We start from the raw sequence: 17,070 nt of genomic DNA on the forward strand, positions 1-17,070 counted from the left end.
CCGCTGCTGGGCATCGGCGCCGCCTTCTGGGGGCTGCTCGCCGGCCTCCTCGCCGCCCGCGTCCTCGAGCCCGCCGACCTGCGGGCCGAGGCCGCCCCCCCCCCCCCCCCCCCGCCGCGCCCCCCCCCCCCCCCCCGGGCGGGCTGCTCCATCCCCTCGGCGGCCTCGGCCTCCTGCCGCGCGGCTTCCTGCGCGCCGAACACGATGTCGAAGGCCGGGGCGGGCAGGGGCGGCGGCTCGGGCCGGGGCGCGCCGGGCCACAGCAGCGCGGCGGCCAGGGCGGCGTGCAGCAGCGCCGAGGCGGCGGCCCAGGGCAGCAAGCGGTCCGGCCCCGCCGGGCGGCGGCCCCAGCGCGCGGCCTCCGGCGGCGCCCGCCAGGCCGGGGGCACGGGTTCGCGCCGCGCCCGGCGCTCCCCGGGGCGCGGGGAGGTCACGAGAGGCGGAACCTCCGTCACGCGCGCGGCCCGGGCATGGGGGGCTTATGCCGGAAGCGGCGGCGGGCCGGAACCTCGCGCGCGGTGAAGATGCGCCCATATCCCCCGGCATGATTGCACGCCGCGCCCTGCCCCTGCTGGCCCTGCCCGCCCTCGCCCACGCGCAGGAGGGGCTGGTGCCCACCGGGCGCGGGCCGGTGCGCGTCACCGACTGGGCGACCGGGCTGGAGAACCCCTGGGGCGCCGCCCTGCTGCCCGATGGCCGCCTGCTGGTGACGGAGCGCCCGGGCCGGCTGCGGCTGGTGGCGCCCGATGGCACGGTGTCCGCCCCGCTGGCCGGCGTGCCGCCGGTGCTGGCGGAAGGGCAGGGCGGGCTGCTGGACGTGCTGCTGCTGCCCGACGGGCGCAGCCTGTTCCTCAGCGCCGCCGCGCTGCTGCAAGGCGGCGCCGCCACCCGCCTGTGGCGCGCCCGCCTGGGCCCGCGCGGGCTGGAGGAGGTGGCCCCGGTGCTGGACGCCACCCCCGCCCAGGCGCGCGGGCGGCTGCACTATGGCGGGCGCATGTGCCTGTCGCCCGATGGCGCGCACCTGTTCCTGTGCACCGGCGAGCGCAACGAGGACCGGATGCGCGCCCAGCGGCTGGACGACCTGGCCGGCAAGGTGCTGCGGCTGACCGCGCAGGGCGAGGTGCCGCGCGACAACCCCTTCGCCGGCCGCGCCGATGCGCGGGCCGAGATCTGGTCCTACGGGCACCGCAACCCGCAGGGCATCGCGGTGAACCCGCCCACCGGCACGCTGTTCTCGGCCGAGTTCGGCCCGCTGGGCGGGGATGAGCTGAACGTCATCCTTCCCGGCCGCAACTACGGCTGGCCGCTGGCCACCACCGGGCGCGAGTATTCCGGCCGCGCCATCGCCGGGGCGCGGCCGCGCGTGGCCGGGTTCGAGGACGCGCTGCGCCACTGGGAGCCGTCCATCAGCCCCTCGGGCATCGCCTTCGCGCCGGCCGGCGGCTTCTGGCGCGGCGACCTGTTCCTGGCCTGCCAGTCGCCGCCCGGGCTGGTGCGCCTGCCCATGCAAGGCGACGCGCCGGGCGAGGAGGAGCGGCTGTTCTGGAACAAGGTGCGGATGCGCCACGTGGTCTTCGCCCCCGACGGCGCCATGCTGATCCTGACGGACGAGGCGCGCGGGCGCATCCTGCGGGTGGCGCCGGCCTGACGACCCCCTTGCGCCGGCGCGCGGCGCGGGCGCAGCATCCTTTCCAACGAAACACTGGGAAGGCAACGCATCCATGGAACGCCGCAACCTGCTGGCCGGGGGCGCCGCCGCGGCCGCGCTCGCCGCGCCCGCCATCACCCACGCGCAGGCGCGCATCCGCTGGCGGATGCCCGGCTCCTTCCCCAAGAGCCTGGACACCCTCTACGGCACGCAGGAGCGCATCTGCCGCCGGGTGGGCGAGATGACGGACGGCGCCTTCCAGATCACCCCCTTCGGCCCCGGCGAGGTGATGCCGGCGCTGGCGGTGATGGACGGCGTGGGGGCGGGGACGGTGGAGTGCGGCTACACCTCCGCCTACTACTACCTGGGCAAGGACCCGGCGCTGAGCATCGCCACCTGCCTGCCCTTCGGCATGTCCTCGCGCCAGCAATGGTCCTGGCTGAACGAGGGCGGCGGGCGGCAGATCCTGGCCGAGGTCTATCGGGACCAGGGGGTGGTCGCCATCCCGGCCGGCAACACCGGCGCGCAGATGGGCGGCTGGTTCCGGCGCGAGGTGAACGCGGTGGGCGACCTCAACGGGCTGAAGTTCCGCATCGCCGGCCATGGCGGGGCGGTGCTGCAGCGCCTGGGCGTCATCGCGCAGCAGATTCCCGGCAGCGACGTCTACCCGGCGCTGGAGCGCGGGGTGATCGACGCCGCCGAATGGGTGGGCCCGCATGACGACGAGAAGCTGGGCTTCCACCGGGTGGCGCGCTTCTACTACGCGCCCGGCTGGTGGGAATACGCGCCCTCCATCGACCTGATGATCCACCCGGCGGCCTGGGAGGCGCTGCCGGCGCACTACAAGGCCATCCTGGAAGCCGCCTGCACCGAGGCCTGGCACTGGATGATGGCGCGCTACGACCACCTGAACCCGCAGGCGCTGCGCCGGCTGGTGGGCGCGGGCACCCAGCTGCGGGTGTTCAACCGCGACATCCTGACGGCGTGCTACCGCTCCGCGCAGGAGCTCTATGCCGAGATCGGCGGCGGCAACGCCCGCTTCCGGCGCATCCACGCCGAATGGGACAAGGCGCGGCTGGACCTGACGCAGTGGTTCCGCATCGCCGAGGACACCCAGGCGAACTTCCTGGGGCTGATGGCGCAGGCGCGGTAGCGCGCCCGGGGGTGCGGCGCGTCAGCGCAGCCGCACCTCGCCCTCCACCACCTCCACCGGCACCGCCTCCAGCGCATCGCCGATGCAGGGGCCGGAGGTGCATTCGCCATCCTCCACCCGGAAACGGGCGCCATGGGCGGCGCAGACGATGACCTCCTTCCTCCGGTCCAGGAAGCGGTCGGGCACCGGGTCCAGCGGCAGGCCGACATGCGGGCAGGAATTGACGTAGGCGAAGACCTGCCCCCCTCGCCGCACGGCGAACAGCCCGACGAAGGAGCCGGGCTCGGGCGGGAAGCCCTTGGCCTCGCCATCCGGGATGTCCTCCAGCCGGCACAGCACGCGGCTCATGCCCTCGGCCTCCGGGCCGGGCAGCCCCCGGCCTGGGTCGGCCGGGCCGCCGCCGCGGCCCTGGCTTCGCCGCGCCGGCGGCGGCGGGTCGGCGCGCGCCCGGCCCGCGAGGCGGGGTGCGGACGGGGGTGATGTTCCAACGCCGCCTCCCTCACGCCGCCAGCCCGCCCATCGCGCAGATCACCTCCCAGTGCTCCGGGCTGAGCGCCATGCAGGACAGGCGCGACTGCCGCAGCAGCGGGATGCCGGCCAGCCGCGGCTCCGCCTTGATGGCGGCCAGGGTCACCGGCCGGGGCAGGGCCTCCAGCGCGCGCACGTCCACGCAGGCCCAGCGCCCGTCCTCCGCCGTGGGGTCGGGGTAGGCGGCGCGCACCACCTCGACGATGCCCACCACCTCGCGGCCGGTGTTGGAGTGGTAGAAGAAGGCCCGGTCGCCCACCGCCATGGCGCGCAGCACGGCGGCGGCCTGGGCGTTGCGCACGCCGGTCCAGGGCTCCACCCCGGCGCGCTGCTGCATCGCCCAGGAGAACACCTCCGGCTCGGACTTCAGCAGGAAGTGACGCACGCCCACCCCCGTCGCGCCTTGACGCCGCGCAAACCCATTCCCGACTCTCCCGCATGGCGGCCCGACCGTTGCGCGGGCGGGCGCGCGCTTCATTTTGGGGCCCATCATGCCTATTACAGGGGCCGTGGACACCTCCCCCGCCCCAACCCCCTCCCCGGGGGCGGCGGCGCCGCGGCCGCCGGGCCGCCTGCACCGCTTCGCCAACCCGGGCCGCTTCCTGCGGCTGACCGACGCCTGGCTGCCCTGGCTGGGCGGCGCGGCGCTGCTGGTGCTGGGGCTGGGCACCGCCTGGGCGCTGCTCTGGGCCCCGCCCGACTGGCAGCAGGGCGAGACGGTGCGCATCATGTTCGTCCACGTGCCGATGGCCTGGCTGGCCATGGGCGGCTACCTCGGCCTGGCGGTGCTGTCCGTCATGTCGCTGGTCTGGCGGCACCCGCTGGCCGACCTCGCGGCGCGGGAGCTCTCGCCGGTGGGCGCGGCCGTCACCGCGCTGTGCCTGGCCACCGGCTCGCTGTGGGGCCGGCCGATGTGGGGCACCTGGTGGGTGTGGGACGCGCGGCTGACCTCCGTGCTGGTGCTGTTCTTCCTGTGGCTGGGCCACGCCGCCCTGGTGCGCGCCTTCGACGACCCCGAGCGCGGGGCGCGCATGGGCGCCATCCTGGCCCTGGCGGGGGTGGTGAACCTGCCCATCGTCAAGTTCTCCGTGGACTGGTGGAACACGCTGCACCAGCCCGCCTCCGTCACCCGCCTGGATGCGCCGGGGATGCACGTGGACATGCTGTATCCGCTGCTGGTGTGCAGCATCGGCTTCTCCCTGGCCTTCGCGGCGCTGGTGCTGGCCGGCACGCGGGCGGCGGTGATGGAGCGCCAGCTGCGCACCCGGCAGATGGCCGCGGCGCGGAGGCTGGCATGAGGGCGGCCCGGCCATCGCGGGCGCGCCCCGCCGCCCCCCCGCCCGCCCGGCCGCCGCGGGCACGGGGCCGCCGCACGCGCGCCGCCGCGCCGCGCCGGGGGCCGCGCGCATGAGCACCCACTGGCTGCACGTCGCGCTGTCCTGGGGGTTGGCGCTGGCCACCTTCGCCGCCCTGGCCTGGGCCGCCCTCCTCCGCCACCGCGCCGCCCGGCGCGCCCTGGAGCGCCTCGGATGACCCGCAAGAAGCGCCGCCTGTACATCCTGCTGCTGTGCGGCCTGGGGCTGGGCTCGGCCACCGCGCTGACGCTGACCGCCTTCCAGGACAACCTCGTGTTCTTCCGCTCGCCCTCCGACATCATGGCCGAGGCGCCTCCCGCCGGCCGCGCCTTCCGCCTGGGCGGGCTGGTGGAATCCGGCTCCGTGGAGCGCGGGGGCGAGTACCAGGGCCGGCCCGCGGTGCGCTTCGCGGTGACGGACGGCGCCCACCGGGTGCCGGTGGTGTTCACCGGCGTGCTGCCCGACCTGTTCCGCGAGGGGCAGGGCGTGGTGACCCAGGGCCTGCTGGGCCCCGACGGCGTGTTCCGCGCCCGCGAGGTGCTGGCGCGGCACGACGAGACCTACATGCCGCCGGAGGTGGCGGACGCGCTCAAGCGCTCCGGCCACTGGAACCCGGCCCAGGGCGCCGCCCCGCCGGCCGCCGAATGGAACACCGCGAGGCCGCGCTCATGATCCCCGAACTGGGGCACTTCGCGCTGATCCTGGCGCTGGTGCTGGCGGTGGCGCAGTCGGTGCTGCCGCTGTGGGGCGCGCAGCGGCGCGACGCGCGGCTGATGGCCGCCGCGCCGCCGCTGGCGGTGGCGCAGTTCCTGGCCGTGGCGGCGGCCTTCGCGGCGCTGATGTGGTCCTTCGCGGTGAACGACACCACCGTGTCCAACGTGGTGGCCAACAGCCACAGCCTGAAGCCGATGCTGTTCAAGATCACCGGCACCTGGGGCAACCACGAGGGCTCCATGGTGCTGTGGGTGATGGTGCTGGCCGCCTGCGCCTTCGCCGTCGCCGCCTTCGGGCGGGAGCTGCCCTCGGCGCTGAAGGCGCGCGTCATCGCCGTGCTGGGGATGGTGTCGCTGGGCTTCCTGCTGTTCATCCTGCTGACCTCCAACCCGTTCGAGCGCGTGTGGCCGCCGCCGGCGGACGGGCAGGGGCTGAACCCGCTGCTGCAGGACATCGGCCTGGCCATCCACCCGCCGCTGCTCTACCTCGGCTATGTCGGCTATGCCGTCACCTTCGCCTTCGCCGTCGCCGCGCTGATCGAGGGGCGGGTGGACGCCGCCTGGGGGCGCTGGGTGCGGCCGTGGTCGCTGGCGGCGTGGTCCTTCCTGACGCTGGGCATCGGCCTGGGCTCCTGGTGGGCGTATTACGAGCTCGGCTGGGGCGGCTACTGGTTCTGGGACCCGGTGGAGAACGCCTCCCTGCTGCCCTGGCTGGCCGGGGCGGCGCTGCTGCATTCCGCCGTGGTGGTCGAGAAGCGCGAGGCGCTGAAGACCTGGACCGTGCTGCTGGCGCTGCTGGCCTTCGCGCTGTCGCTGCTGGGCACCTTCCTGGTGCGCTCGGGCGTGCTGAACTCGGTGCACGCCTTCGCCTCCGACCCGGCGCGCGGCGTGTTCATCCTCGGCCTGCTGGCGGCCTACATCGCGGGCTCGCTGGCGCTGTTCGCCTGGCGGGCGCCCACCCTGGCGGCGGCGGGCATCTTCGCCCCGCTCTCGCGCGAGGGCGGCATCGTGCTGAACAACCTGCTGCTGTGCTCCCTCACCGCGGTGGTGTTCGTCGGCACGCTGTACCCGCTGTTCCTGGACCTGCTGACCGGGCAGATGATCTCGGTGGGCGCGCCCTTCTTCAACCTGGCCACCTTCCCGCTGGCGGTGCCGCTGGTGGTGGCCATGGCCGCCGGGCCGCTGCTGGCCTGGAAGCGCGCCGCGCTGTGGCCGGTGCTGCAGCGGCTGTGGCTGGCGGCGCTGGGCGCGCTGGGGGCCTTCCTGCTGGCGCTGTTCCTGTCGGGGGCGCAGGTGCTGCCCGCCGTGGGCTTCGCGCTGGCGGCCTGGATCATCCTGGGGGCGGCGACCGACATCCTGGACCGCGCCGGCTGGGGCCGCGCCGCGCCGCGGGCGATGTGGCAGCGCGCCCGCCACCTGCCGCGCGCCGCCTGGGGCGCTGCCATCGCCCATGCCGGCATCGGCGTGCTGGCGCTGGGCATCTCCGGCATGGGGCTGGCCACCGAGAAGCTGGTGGCGCTGGCGCCCGGCCAGTCCACCGCCTTCGCCGGGCTGGAATGGCGGCTGGACGGCGTGCGCGACTTCCAGGGGCCCAACTACACCGCGCGCAAGGCCACCCTCACCGTGCTGCGGGACGGGCGGGTGCTGCACGTGATGGAGCCCTCGCGCCGCTTCTTCCCCATCGGGCGCACCACGACGACGGAAACCGCCATCCGCACCGACGGCCTCAGCGACCTCTACGCCGTGATCGGCGAGGAGCGCGACAACCCGGCCACCGGCGTGCGCGAGGCGGTGCTGCGGCTGCACTGGAACTTCCTGGCGCCCTTCCTGTGGTACGGCGCGCTGCTGATGGCGCTGGGCGGCGCGCTGTCCCTCAGCGACCGCCGGGTGCGGGTGGCGGCGCCGGCGCGGCGGCCGGCGGGGGCGGTGGCGACGTGACGCGCCGCCAATGGCTGATGGCGGCGCCGCTGGGCGTCGCGGCGGCGGGGGGGCTGGGCTTCTGGGCCATGCTGCGCGGGCTGCAGGACGGCTCGTTCAACCCGCGCGGCGTGCCGTCCGCCCTGATCGGCCGCGCCCCGCCCGACTTCGCGCTGCCGCCGGTGGAAGCCACCGGGCTGCCGCCGCTGGCGTCGGAGCACCTGCGCGGGCTGGACCGCCCGGTGCTGGTGAACTTCTGGGCCTCCTGGTGCGTGCCCTGCATCATCGAGCACCCGCAGCTGATGGCGCTGCACCGCGCCGGCGTGCCGGTGCTGGGGGTGAACTACAAGGACAAGCCGGCCGACGCGCAGGCCTTCCTGACGCGCCACGGCAACCCGTTCCGCCGCCTGGGCGCCGACGAGCCGGGGCGGGTGGCGATCGACTGGGGCGTCTATGGCGTGCCGGAGAGCTACGTGGTGGCGCGCGACGGCACGGTGCGCTGGCGCTGGGCCGGGCCCATCACGCCCGAGATGATGGACGACGTCAGGCGGCTGGTCGCCGCATGAATTGGGTTTTCTGTGCCCTCAAACGCCGGGCGCGGCCTCCGGCCGCTTGGCTTGCGCCGCGCCACTGGTGCGCCGGTAAAGGGGGCGGTTGGGCGGCGGGGCGCGCCCGAGGAGGGTTCTCCTCGGTGGTTACTGCCGTGCGCGCCCGAGGGATGCGCCCGGTCTTGCACGCCCTGCTCCTGCTGCTGGCCCTGGCCGCCCCCGCGCTGGCCCAGGTCGGCGACACCTCCTACCGCCTGAGCGACCCCGCGCTGGAGGCCCGCGCGCGCGAGGTGGGGCGCGAGCTGCGCTGCTTGGTCTGCCAGAACCAGAGCATCGAGGATTCCGACGCCCAGCTGGCCCGCGACCTGCGCGTGCTGGTGCGCGAGCAGATCGGCCGCGGCGCCTCCAACGAGGAGGCGCTGCGCTTCGTCCACCAGCGCTACGGCGACTTCGTGCTGCTGAAGCCGCCCGTGCGCGCTTCCACCGTGCTGCTGTGGGCCACGCCGCTGCTGGCGCTGGGCGGCGGCGCGCTGGCGGTGGCCCTGCTGCTGCGCCGCCGCCGCAGCACAGGCCCAGCGGGGGACATCGGCGACGTGGCGCTGACCGAGGCCGAGCGCGCGAAGCTGGCGGAGATCGAGCGCCCGTGACCTGGCTGGCCTTGGCGGCGCTGGCCGCGGTGATCCTGGCGCCGCTCGCCTGGGCGGTGCTGCGCCCCCCGCGCGCCCGCGGCCGCGCCGAGGCCGACCGCGCCCTTTATGCCGCGCAGCTCGCGGAACTCGACACCCAGCGCGCCGAGGGAAGGCTGGACGAGGCTGCCCACGCCGCCGCCCGCGTGGAGGTGCAGCGCCGCCTGCTGAACGCCCCCCCGCCCGAGGCCGCGCCGGAAGCCGCCCGCGCCTCGCCCCTGCTGCTGGCCGCCGCGGTGCTGGTGCCGGTGGCCGCCGTGTCGCTCTACCTGTGGCGCGGCACGCCGGAGATGCCCAGCGCCTCCTTCGAGGAGCGCGCCCAGGTCCGCGCCCGCGACGAGGCGCTGATCGGCGCCCTGCGCGAGCGGCTGGCGCGGGTGGACCCGAACACCGAGGTCGGCCGCCAGGGCTTCATCCTGCTGGGCAATGCCGAGCGCAACCGCGGCCGCTACGACGAGGCCGCCGCCGCCTGGACCCGCGCCCTGGAGGCGCGCTTCGACCCCGGCCTGGCCGGCGACCTGGCGGAGGTGGAGATCGAGCGCGGCGAGAACGCCGCCGCCGGCGCGCTGGTGGCCCGCGCCCTGGCCGCGCAGCCCGGCGACCCGCGGCTGCGCTTCCTGGCCGGGCTGGTGGAGGCGCGCGCCGGCCGCACGGAGAATGCCCGCAGCACCTGGCGCGCCCTGCTGGCCGACGCGCCGGCCGACGCGCCGTGGCGCGAGGTGGTGGAGGGGCGGCTGCGGGCGCTGCCTTGACGGCCCGCCGCCATCCGGGCATCGCCCGCGGCACAGGAGACACCCGCCCATGCCCCAGCCCGCCCACCCCGCCGCCATCAACGGCCTGACACTGGCGCAGAGCGAGACCATCGCCGCCGCCGCGCTGGCCAAGGGGCGCGAACTGGGGCTGCTGCCGCTCTGCGTGGTCGTGCTGGATGCCGGCGGCCACCTGAAGTCGGCCCGGCGCGAGGACGGCGCCTCCCTGCTGCGGCCCGAGATCGCCACCGGCAAGGCCTTCGGCGCGCTGGCCATGGGCTTCGGCACGCGCGAGCTCGCCCGCCGCGCCCAGGCGATGCCCGGCTTCACCAATGCGCTCAGCGACCTGTCCGGCGGCAAGGCGGTGCCGGCCCAGGGCGGCGTGCTGGTGCGCGACCCCCAGACCATGGCGCTGCTGGGCGCGGTCGGCATCTCGGGCGACGTCTCGGCCAAGGATGAGGAATGCTGCATCGCCGGCATCGAGGCCGCCGGGCTGGCGCCCGACACCGGCGACCCGGCCTGAACCTTCCCCGCCCCGCGGCGTTGCCGCTAGGTTAGGGGGCCAGGAAGGAAAGGAGGGCCAGACGCTTGCGCATCCTGGCCCTGGCCATCCTGCTCCCGCTGCTGGCGCTGCCGGCCCGCGCCCAGGCGCCGACTGCGCCCCCCGGGCCCCCCACGCCCCCGGCGCAGGCCGAACCCGCCATCCGCCTCTACGAGGTCACGGTGGTGCCCACCGGCGACGGCGCGCTGGACGCGGCCATCGCCGCCGCCACCCGGCTGGTGCTGCTGCAGGAACGCGCCCCGACCGACCTGCCCGGCATCCTGGCCCGCGCGCGCGGCGACCTGGAGCGGCTGCGCGCCGCCCTGGATTCGGAGGGCTACTTCGCCGGCGCGGCCGAGGTGCGCGTGGCCGGGCAGGACCCCGCCGCCGTGCGCTTCGTGCCGCCGCCGGATGACGGCACGCCGATTCCCGTCACCATCCGCGCCACGCCCGGGCCGCGCTACCGCATCACCCGCGTCGCCGCCCCCGGCGCCGAGGGGCGGCCGGAGGCCGCGGCGCTGCAGGACCTGGTGGGCGAGCCGGCACGCGGCGCCAACGTGGTCAGCGCCCAGCAGCAGCTCATCGAGCGCCTGCTGGCCTCCGGCCATCCCTTCGCCGCGGTGTCGGCGCGCGACGTGCTGGTGGACCACGACCGCCAGGCGATGGAGATCACCCTGGACACCGCGCCCGGCCCCTTCGCCACCTTCGCCAACAGCACCGTCTCCGGCACCCAGCGGGTGGACCCGGGCTTCCTGCGCCGCTTCACCGACCGCCGCCTGGCCGACCGCCCCTACGACCCCGCCCGGCTGTCGCGCGCGCGGGCCGACGTCACGGCGCTGGGGGTGTTCGATTCCGTGCGGCTGGACACCGGCGAGGCGCTGGACCCCGACGGCCGCCTGCCGGTGCAGCTGACGGTGACGGAGCGCCTGCGCCGCGCCATCGGCGTGAACGCCGCCTACGAGACGCGCTTCGGCGCCACGCTGGGCGGCTTCTTCGAGCACCGCAACCTGTTCGGCCAGGCCGAGCGCCTGCGCATCGAGGCCGCGGCCACCCGCCTGGGCGCGCGGGAGGCCAACCGCTTCGGCTACCGCATCGGGCCCACGCTGCGGGTGCCCGCGCTGTTCGGCGGCGCCTACGGCTTCGCCGGCTCCCTGTTCCTGCTGCGCGAGCGCCAGGACCAGTCCTTCGACCGCGACGCCGTCACCGGCTCCTTCCTGCTGGAACGCCGGCTCAATGACCGGCTGGTGATCTCCACCGGCCCGGTGTTCGAGGTCGGCCGCTCCGGCCCGGCGCGGGGCGAGCTGGTGGCGAACCAGGTGCTGGGCTGGCAGGTGCAGGCGCGGTGGGACAGCACGGACAGCCTGCTGAACCCGCGCCGGGGCTTCCGCGTCACCGGCACCGCCACCCCCTCCTACACCTTCCGCGAGGGCAACCCCTACCTGCTGCTGCGCGCCACCGCCTCCACCTATTTCGACGTGTCGGGGGATGGGCGCTCCATCGTCGCGGTGCGCGGCGGCTACGGCAACCTGCTGGGCGTGCAGGCGCAGGACGTCCCGTTCTCCCAGCGGTTCTTCGCCGGCGGCGGCGGCTCGGTGCGCGGCTACGACTTCCAGAGCATCTCCCCGCGCGACCCGCGCACCCGGGCCAAGGTCGGCGGCTCCAGCCTGGCCGAGGCCAGCGCCGAATGGCGCCAGCGCATCGGCGCCAACTGGGGGGCGGTGGGCTTCGTGGATGCCGGGCGGGTGGGCGGCGCCGCCGGCGGGGACGCCGCCTGGCGGCTGGGGGTGGGGGTGGGCGTGCGCTACTACACCGCGCTGGGGCCGTTCCGCGCCGACGTGGCGCTGCCGCTGGTGCGCCAGCAGGGCTCGCAGGGCTACGGGCTCTACCTCGGGCTGGGGCACGCCTTCTGATGCGGCGCTTCCTCCTCCTCCTGCTGCTGCTGCCGGTGCTGCTGCTGGGCGGCGCCTGGGCGGCGCTGCAGACCAGCCTGCCCGCCACCCTGGCGGCGCGGCTGGTGCCCGGCCTGGAGGTGGAAGGGCTGGAGCCCGGCCTGCCGCGCGCCCTGCGCGCCCGCCGCCTGACCTATGCCGACGCGCGCGGCTCCTGGCTGGTGGTGGAGCAGCCCGAGGTCATCCTGGCGCTGCCCGACCTGCTGCGCGGCCAGGTCACCGCCACCCGCGTGGCGGCGCGCGAGGTGCGGGTGCTGCGCTGGCCGGAGGGCGACCCCCAGGCCGCGCCCTCCTCCGGCCCGCTGGTGCCCCGGCTGCCGGTGGCGGTGGCGGTGCGGGAGCTGGACCTGCCGCGCGTCGTGCTGCCGGAGGCCACGCTCTCCCTCGCCGGGTCGGCCACCCTGGCGGCCGGGGTGGTGGAGGCGCGGCTGCGCGCGCGGGAGGAGGCCGGCGCCACCCTGGACCTCGACGCCCGGCTGGACGGCGAGCGGCTGCGCGCCGAAGCGGTGGCGGAGGACCCGCAGGGCCGGCTGGCCGGCGCCCCCGCCGCGCTGCGCCTGCGGCTGGACGGCCCGGCGGCGGGCGCGCCCTTCACCCTGTCCGCCCGCTACGCCGAGGCCACGGCCGAGCTGGCGGGCACCGCCAGCCGCGCCGGCGCCGCCACCCGGGTGCAGGCGCGCGGCCCGCTGCGCCCGGGCGGAATGCTGCCCGACACCCTGCGCCCCCTGGCCGCCGAGGTGGCGCTGGAGCTGGACGCCACGGTGACGGATGCCGGCGCGGTGCGCCTGGGCCCGTCCCGCGCCGCGGTCCCGGCCGGCGAGGTGCGGGCGGAAGGCGACGCCTTCCCCGCCCCGGCGCTGGCGGTGACGGCCCTGGTGACCGACCCTACCCCCCTGGCCGCCCTGCTGCCGGAAGGGCTGCGCTTCGGCGCGCTGGCGCTGCGCGGGCGCCTTGCCGGCCCCTCCTGGGCCGAGGCCGCGGCGGAGGGCGCGCTGGCGCCGGATGGGCTGGCCACCGGCATCGCCGCCGCCGACGCCCTGCTGGGCCCGGCGCCGCGCCTGGAATTCCGCCTGCGCCCCGACCTGCGCGGCAGCCGGCTGGCGCTGGAGGGCGCCGCGCTGGACGCCACGCTGGAAGGCGACCTGGGCGAGTCGCTGGCCGCCCGCGGCACCGCCACGGTGCGCGCCATCCCCGGCGGGGTGGAGGGCGCCGCCGAGCTTTCCTTCACCGCCGAGGGCCCGCGCGCCGACCCGACGCTGTCGCTGGACCTGCGGGCCGGGCGCCTGGCGGTGGCCGGCGTCACGGCCGAGGCGCTGGCGGTGCGCGGGCGGGTGGAGCGGCCCTTCTCGGCCCCCGCCGGCACGCTGGAGGGCGGCGGCACCGTGCAGGGCCTGCCGCTGCGCCTGGACCTCGCCGCCCGGCCGGAGGGGCAGGGGGCGCGGGTGGAGCGCGGCCGCGCCGAATACGGCCCCGCCGTGCTGGAGCTGTCCGGCCTGCTGGAGCCCGGAGTGCCGCGCGCCCAGGGCCGGGCGCGGCTGGAGGTGGCGGACCTCGCGCCCTTCTCCGCCCTGGCCGGGCAGCCGCTGGCCGGCCGGCTGGCCACCACCGCGGAGGGCGACAGCGCCGGCCGCTGGCGGCTGGAGGTGGAGGCGCCGGAGCTGGCCCTGGCCGGGCAGGCCGGCAGCGCCCGCCTGGCCCTGGCCGGCGAGCGCGACGCGGCGGAGGTGACCTTCGCCGCCCAGGGGCCGCTGGCGCGGCTGAGCCTGGCCGGGCGCGCCACCCTCGCCATCCCGCTGGAGGCGGAGATCCGGCAGTTCGCGCTGGAAAGCCAGGGCGAGACCCTGCGCCTGACCGCGCCCGCCCGGCTGCGCTACGCCCCGCCGGAGGCCGCGCTCACCGGGCTGCGCGCCACCACCGGCCAGGGCGGCACCCTGGCCGGCGAGGTCACGGTGTCGGGCGAGGCGCAGGCGCTGGCCGGGCGCCTGAGCTTCACCGGGCTGCCGCTGGGGCTGGCCCGCGCCGCCCTGCCCGGCACCCCGCTGCGCGGCGCCCTGGGCGGGGAGATCCGCCTGGGCGGCACGGTGGCGGTGCCCGAGGCGCAGGTGACCCTGCGCGGCACCGGCCTGGGCGCCGACACGCCCGACCTGCGCGCCCTGCCCCCCGGCACCCTGGCGGCCGAGGCGCGGCTGCGCGGCGCCGACCTGTCGGGCACCGCCACCCTGTCGGCCGGCGCCGCCACCCGGCTCTCCGCGCGCTTCCGGGTGGAGGGCGGCGCCACGGTGGACGCCACGCTGACCGGTGAGGCCGATCTGGGCGTGCTGTCCGCCCCCTTCCTGGCCGGCGGGGCGGACCGCGTCACCGGGCGCATTGGCCTGAACGCCCGCGCCGAGGGGCCGCTCGCCGCGCCGCGCCTGTCCGGCACGGCGGAGCTGCGCAACATCGCCTACGCCAACCCCGACACCGGGGTGCGGCTGGACGGCGTGTCCGGCCGCGCCGTGCTGCGCGGGGACCGGGTGGTGCTGGAAGGGGTGCGCGGGCGCACCGGCGGCGGCGGCTCCATCGCCCTTTCCGGCTCGCTGCAGCCGCTGGACCCGCTGATCCCGGTGGACCTGCGGCTGACCGCCACCCGCGCGCGCTACGCCTCGCCCGACTACGGCGAGGTGACGCTGGACGCCGCGCTGACGCTGACCGGCGCGCTGCGCCGCGACGCCCGGCTGGGCGGGCGGGTGACGGTGGTGGCGGGCGAGCTGCGGGTGCCCGACCGGCTGTCGCGCAACGTGGTGGTGCTGGTGCCCTTCCGCGAGGTCGGGCGCACCCCGCCCGGCCGGCTGACCACCCGCCGCCCGCCGCCGCGCGGCTCCCGCCCCGCCCAGCCGGAGCCCGCGCTGAGCGTGGCGCTGGACGTGACCATCGAGGCGCCGGGGCGCCTCTACCTGCGCGGCCGCGGCCTGGACACCGAGCTGGCGGGGCGGCTGCAGGCGCTGGGCACCCTGGCGCGGCCGGAAATCCGCGGCGAGCTGCGCACCCAGCGCGGCACCTTCACCCTGGCCGGGCGCAACCTGGCGCTGACCCGCGGCGTGCTGCGCTTCGACCAGGGCAGCCTGATCCCCAGCCTGGACGTGCTGGCGACGGCGCGCACCGCCAACTACACCATCACCGTCGGCTTCTCCGGCCCGGCCAACGAGCCCGCGGTGGTGCTGGAATCCAACCCGCCCCTGCCGCAGGACGAGGTGCTGGCCCGGCTGCTGTTCGACCGCGGCACCAACCGCCTGTCCCCCTTCGAGATCATCGGCATCTCCGAGGCCCTGGCCCAGCTGACGGGGGTGGAGCTGCCGGCGGGTGGGCCGGGCGGCGTGCTGGCCTCCATCCGCCGCTTCCTGGGGCTGGACAGCCTGGGCGTGGCCGGCCCGGCCCAGCCCGGCGGGGCGGCCGGCGCGCAGGCCGGGCGCTACCTGCTGCCGGGCGTCTACCTGGGGCTGCGCCAGGGCACCGACGGGCAGACCGGCCTGGGCATCGAGGCGGAGATCACGCCGCGGCTGAAGCTGGAGGGCAGCGCCGGCACCGCGGGCGAGCGGCTGGGCGCCACCTACTCCTACGAGTGGTAGGGCTCAGTCCTCGTCCGAACGGCGCGCCAGCACCTCGCGCTTGCCGACGTGGTTGGCGGGGCTGACCACGCCTTCCTTCTCCATCTGCTCGATCAGCTTGGCGGCGCGGTTGTAGCCGATGTTCAGGTGGCGCTGGATGAAGGAGGTGCTGGCCTTGCCCTCGCGCGTCACCACCGCCACCGCCTGGTCGAACAGCGACTTCTCGCCATCGCTCGCGCCGGCGATGCCGGAGAGGGAGAGGCCGCCGCCATCCTCCTCCTCCACCTCGGTCACTTCCTCGATGTAGTCGGGCTCGCCCTGCTCGCGCAGCCAGTCGGTGATCTTCTCCACCTCGCCATCGGCGACGAAGGGGCCGTGCACGCGCGTCACCCGGCCGCCGCCGGCCATGAACAGCATGTCGCCCTGGCCCAGCAGCTGCTCCGCCCCCTGCTCGCCCAGGATGGTGCGGCTGTCGATCTTGCTGGTGACCTGGAAGGAGATGCGGGTGGGGAAGTTGGCCTTGATGGTGCCGGTGATCACGTCCACCGAGGGGCGCTGGGTGGCCATGATGACGTGGATGCCCGCGGCGCGCGCCATCTGCGCCAGCCGCTGCACTGCCGCCTCGATCTCCTTGCCGGCCACGATCATCAGGTCCGCCATCTCGTCGATGACCACCACAATCATCGGCAGGCGGTCGAGGTTCAGCGCCTGGTCCTCGAAGACCGGCTTGTTGGTCTCCGGGTCGAAGCCGACCTGCACGCGCCGCGTCAACACCTCGCCGCGCGCCTGGGCGGCGGCCACCTTGTCGTTGTAGCCGCCGATGTTGCGCACGCCGATCTGGCTCATCGCGCGGTAGCGGCGCTCCATCTCGCGCACCGTCCACTTCAGGGCGCCGATGGCCTTGGGCGGCTCGGTCACCACCGGGGCCAGCAGGTGCGGGATGCGGTCATAGACCGACAGCTCCAGCATCTTGGGGTCGATCATGATGAAGCGGCACTCGGCCGGGCTGAAGCGGTACAGCAGGCTCAGGATGAAGGTGTTGATGCCCACCGACTTGCCCGAGCCGGTGGTGCCCGCGATCAGCAGGTGCGGCATCCGCGCCAGGTCGGCGATCACCGGGGCGCCGCCGATGTCCTTGCCCAGCACCAGCGGCAGCTTGCCGGCGTTGCGGGCGTAGTCGTCGGCGGCCAGCATCTCGCGCAGGAACACCGTCTCGCGCTTCACGTTGGGCAGCTCGATGCCGATGACGTTGCGGCCCGGCACGGTGGCGATGCGCACCGCGACGACGGACATGGAGCGCGCGATGTCGTCCGCCAGGCCGATGACGCGCGAGGACTTGGTGCCCGGCGCCGGCTCCAGCTCGTACAGGGTCACCACCGGGCCGGGGCGGATCTCCGTGATGGCGCCGTGGACGCCGTAGTCGCTCAGCACCTGCTCCAGCATGCGGGCGTTGCCCTGCAGCGCGTCGGCCGAGGGGCCGGCGGCGGTGCGGGCCGGGGGCGGGGCCAGCAGGTCCAGCGGCGGGGTGCGCCAGCCGGCCACCGGCAGGTCCAGCGGCGGCTGCTCCAGCGGCGGCTTGGCCTTGGCAGGGGTGGCGACGCGCGGCGTGGCGCGCGGGGCGGGGCGGGCCTCGGTGGGGGCGGCGGGGCGCAGGCGCGGCACCTCGGGCACCGGCGGGGCGCCGGCCGCGGCGGCGTCG

General features: G+C 76.5%; 16 protein-coding genes. 12 read left to right on the forward strand and 4 right to left on the reverse strand.

The annotated features are described in order from the left end of the window. The coding region (locus ACI6QG_RS18890) for a hypothetical protein (RefSeq protein ID WP_491630753.1) at positions 1–434 on the reverse strand (434 nt) is incomplete at its 3' end. 110 nt (positions 435–544) lie between these two features. Here ACI6QG_RS18890 and ACI6QG_RS18895 point away from each other — a divergent pair. Beyond that, positions 545–1,648, forward strand: a complete 1,104-nt coding sequence (locus ACI6QG_RS18895; protein ID WP_407026142.1) for a PQQ-dependent sugar dehydrogenase — start codon at positions 545–547, stop codon at positions 1,646–1,648. A gap of 73 nt (positions 1,649–1,721) precedes the next feature. After that, a complete protein-coding gene (locus tag ACI6QG_RS18900; RefSeq protein WP_407026143.1) occupies positions 1,722–2,801 on the forward strand; it encodes a TRAP transporter substrate-binding protein in 1,080 nt (359 codons plus the stop codon). A 21-nt stretch (positions 2,802–2,822) separates the two neighbouring features. Here the strand turns inward: ACI6QG_RS18900 and ACI6QG_RS18905 are convergent, their stop codons facing one another. Both ACI6QG_RS18905 and ACI6QG_RS18910 read right to left on the reverse strand, forming a co-directional pair. Beyond that, entirely contained in the window at positions 2,823–3,149 is a 327-nt protein-coding gene (locus ACI6QG_RS18905) for a Rieske (2Fe-2S) protein (RefSeq protein WP_407026144.1), read from the reverse strand. A gap of 151 nt (positions 3,150–3,300) precedes the next feature. Further along, positions 3,301–3,714, reverse strand: a complete 414-nt coding sequence (locus tag ACI6QG_RS18910; protein WP_407026156.1) for an EVE domain-containing protein — start codon at positions 3,712–3,714, stop codon at positions 3,301–3,303. 124 nt (positions 3,715–3,838) lie between these two features. Between ACI6QG_RS18910 and ACI6QG_RS18915 the strand changes: the two genes are divergently transcribed. The 10 genes from ACI6QG_RS18915 (at position 3,839) to ACI6QG_RS18960 (ending at position 15,392) form a co-directional block, all read left to right on the forward strand. Further along, on the forward strand, positions 3,839–4,627 hold the full coding sequence (locus ACI6QG_RS18915) for a heme ABC transporter permease (protein ID WP_407026145.1): 789 nt from the start codon (positions 3,839–3,841) through the stop codon (positions 4,625–4,627). 109 nt (positions 4,628–4,736) lie between these two features. Next, positions 4,737–4,862, forward strand: coding sequence for a heme exporter protein CcmD (gene ccmD / locus ACI6QG_RS18920; RefSeq protein ID WP_407026146.1), 126 nt, complete (start codon positions 4,737–4,739; stop codon positions 4,860–4,862). Then, complete coding sequence (ccmE, locus tag ACI6QG_RS18925) at positions 4,859–5,356, forward strand: cytochrome c maturation protein CcmE (RefSeq protein WP_407026147.1); 498 nt, start codon at positions 4,859–4,861, stop codon at positions 5,354–5,356. Before ccmD ends, ccmE begins: the two co-directional genes overlap by 4 nt. Next, positions 5,353–7,335: a heme lyase CcmF/NrfE family subunit gene (locus ACI6QG_RS18930; RefSeq protein WP_407026148.1), complete on the forward strand. Its 1,983-nt coding sequence runs from the start codon at positions 5,353–5,355 to the stop codon at positions 7,333–7,335. The genes ccmE and ACI6QG_RS18930 overlap by 4 nt, the downstream gene beginning before the upstream one ends. Continuing rightward, a complete protein-coding gene (locus ACI6QG_RS18935; protein WP_407026149.1) occupies positions 7,332–7,880 on the forward strand; it encodes a DsbE family thiol:disulfide interchange protein in 549 nt (182 codons plus the stop codon). The genes ACI6QG_RS18930 and ACI6QG_RS18935 overlap by 4 nt, the downstream gene beginning before the upstream one ends. Before the next feature lie 164 nt (positions 7,881–8,044). Further along, positions 8,045–8,509, forward strand: coding sequence for a cytochrome c-type biogenesis protein (locus ACI6QG_RS18940; RefSeq protein WP_407026150.1), 465 nt, complete (start codon positions 8,045–8,047; stop codon positions 8,507–8,509). Beyond that, positions 8,506–9,300, forward strand: coding sequence for a c-type cytochrome biogenesis protein CcmI (gene ccmI, locus ACI6QG_RS18945; protein WP_407026151.1), 795 nt, complete (start codon positions 8,506–8,508; stop codon positions 9,298–9,300). The genes ACI6QG_RS18940 and ccmI overlap by 4 nt, the downstream gene beginning before the upstream one ends. 49 nt (positions 9,301–9,349) lie before the next feature. Next, positions 9,350–9,820, forward strand: a complete 471-nt coding sequence (locus ACI6QG_RS18950; protein WP_407026152.1) for a GlcG/HbpS family heme-binding protein — start codon at positions 9,350–9,352, stop codon at positions 9,818–9,820. Between the two features lie 65 nt (positions 9,821–9,885). Further along, entirely contained in the window at positions 9,886–11,748 is a 1,863-nt protein-coding gene (locus tag ACI6QG_RS18955) for an autotransporter assembly complex protein TamA (protein WP_407026153.1), read from the forward strand. Continuing rightward, positions 11,748–15,392: a translocation/assembly module TamB domain-containing protein gene (locus ACI6QG_RS18960; RefSeq protein ID WP_407026154.1), complete on the forward strand. Its 3,645-nt coding sequence runs from the start codon at positions 11,748–11,750 to the stop codon at positions 15,390–15,392. Before ACI6QG_RS18955 ends, ACI6QG_RS18960 begins: the two co-directional genes overlap by 1 nt. 3 nt (positions 15,393–15,395) lie before the next feature. Here the strand turns inward: ACI6QG_RS18960 and ACI6QG_RS18965 are convergent. After that, positions 15,396–17,070 (reverse strand): DNA translocase FtsK (locus tag ACI6QG_RS18965; RefSeq protein WP_407026155.1); only part of this gene is annotated, 1,675 nt, incomplete at its 5' end.

The sequence above is a fragment of the Sabulicella flocculans genome, assembly GCF_045449635.1.
Lineage (GTDB): Bacteria > Pseudomonadota > Alphaproteobacteria > Acetobacterales > Acetobacteraceae > Roseococcus.

Coding starts and splice junctions, on each gene's coding strand:
- ACI6QG_RS18895 (WP_407026142.1), top strand. CDS start 545: ATGATTGCACGCCGCGCCCTGCCCCTGCTGGCCCTGCCCGCCCTCGCC.
- ACI6QG_RS18900 (WP_407026143.1), top strand. CDS start 1,722: ATGGAACGCCGCAACCTGCTGGCCGGGGGCGCCGCCGCGGCCGCGCTC.
- ACI6QG_RS18905 (WP_407026144.1), bottom strand. CDS start 3,149: ATGAGCCGCGTGCTGTGCCGGCTGGAGGACATCCCGGATGGCGAGGCC.
- ccmD (WP_407026146.1), top strand. CDS start 4,737: ATGAGCACCCACTGGCTGCACGTCGCGCTGTCCTGGGGGTTGGCGCTG.
- ccmE (WP_407026147.1), top strand. CDS start 4,859: ATGACCCGCAAGAAGCGCCGCCTGTACATCCTGCTGCTGTGCGGCCTG.
- ACI6QG_RS18930 (WP_407026148.1), top strand. CDS start 5,353: ATGATCCCCGAACTGGGGCACTTCGCGCTGATCCTGGCGCTGGTGCTG.
- ACI6QG_RS18950 (WP_407026152.1), top strand. CDS start 9,350: ATGCCCCAGCCCGCCCACCCCGCCGCCATCAACGGCCTGACACTGGCG.
- ACI6QG_RS18960 (WP_407026154.1), top strand. CDS start 11,748: ATGCGGCGCTTCCTCCTCCTCCTGCTGCTGCTGCCGGTGCTGCTGCTG.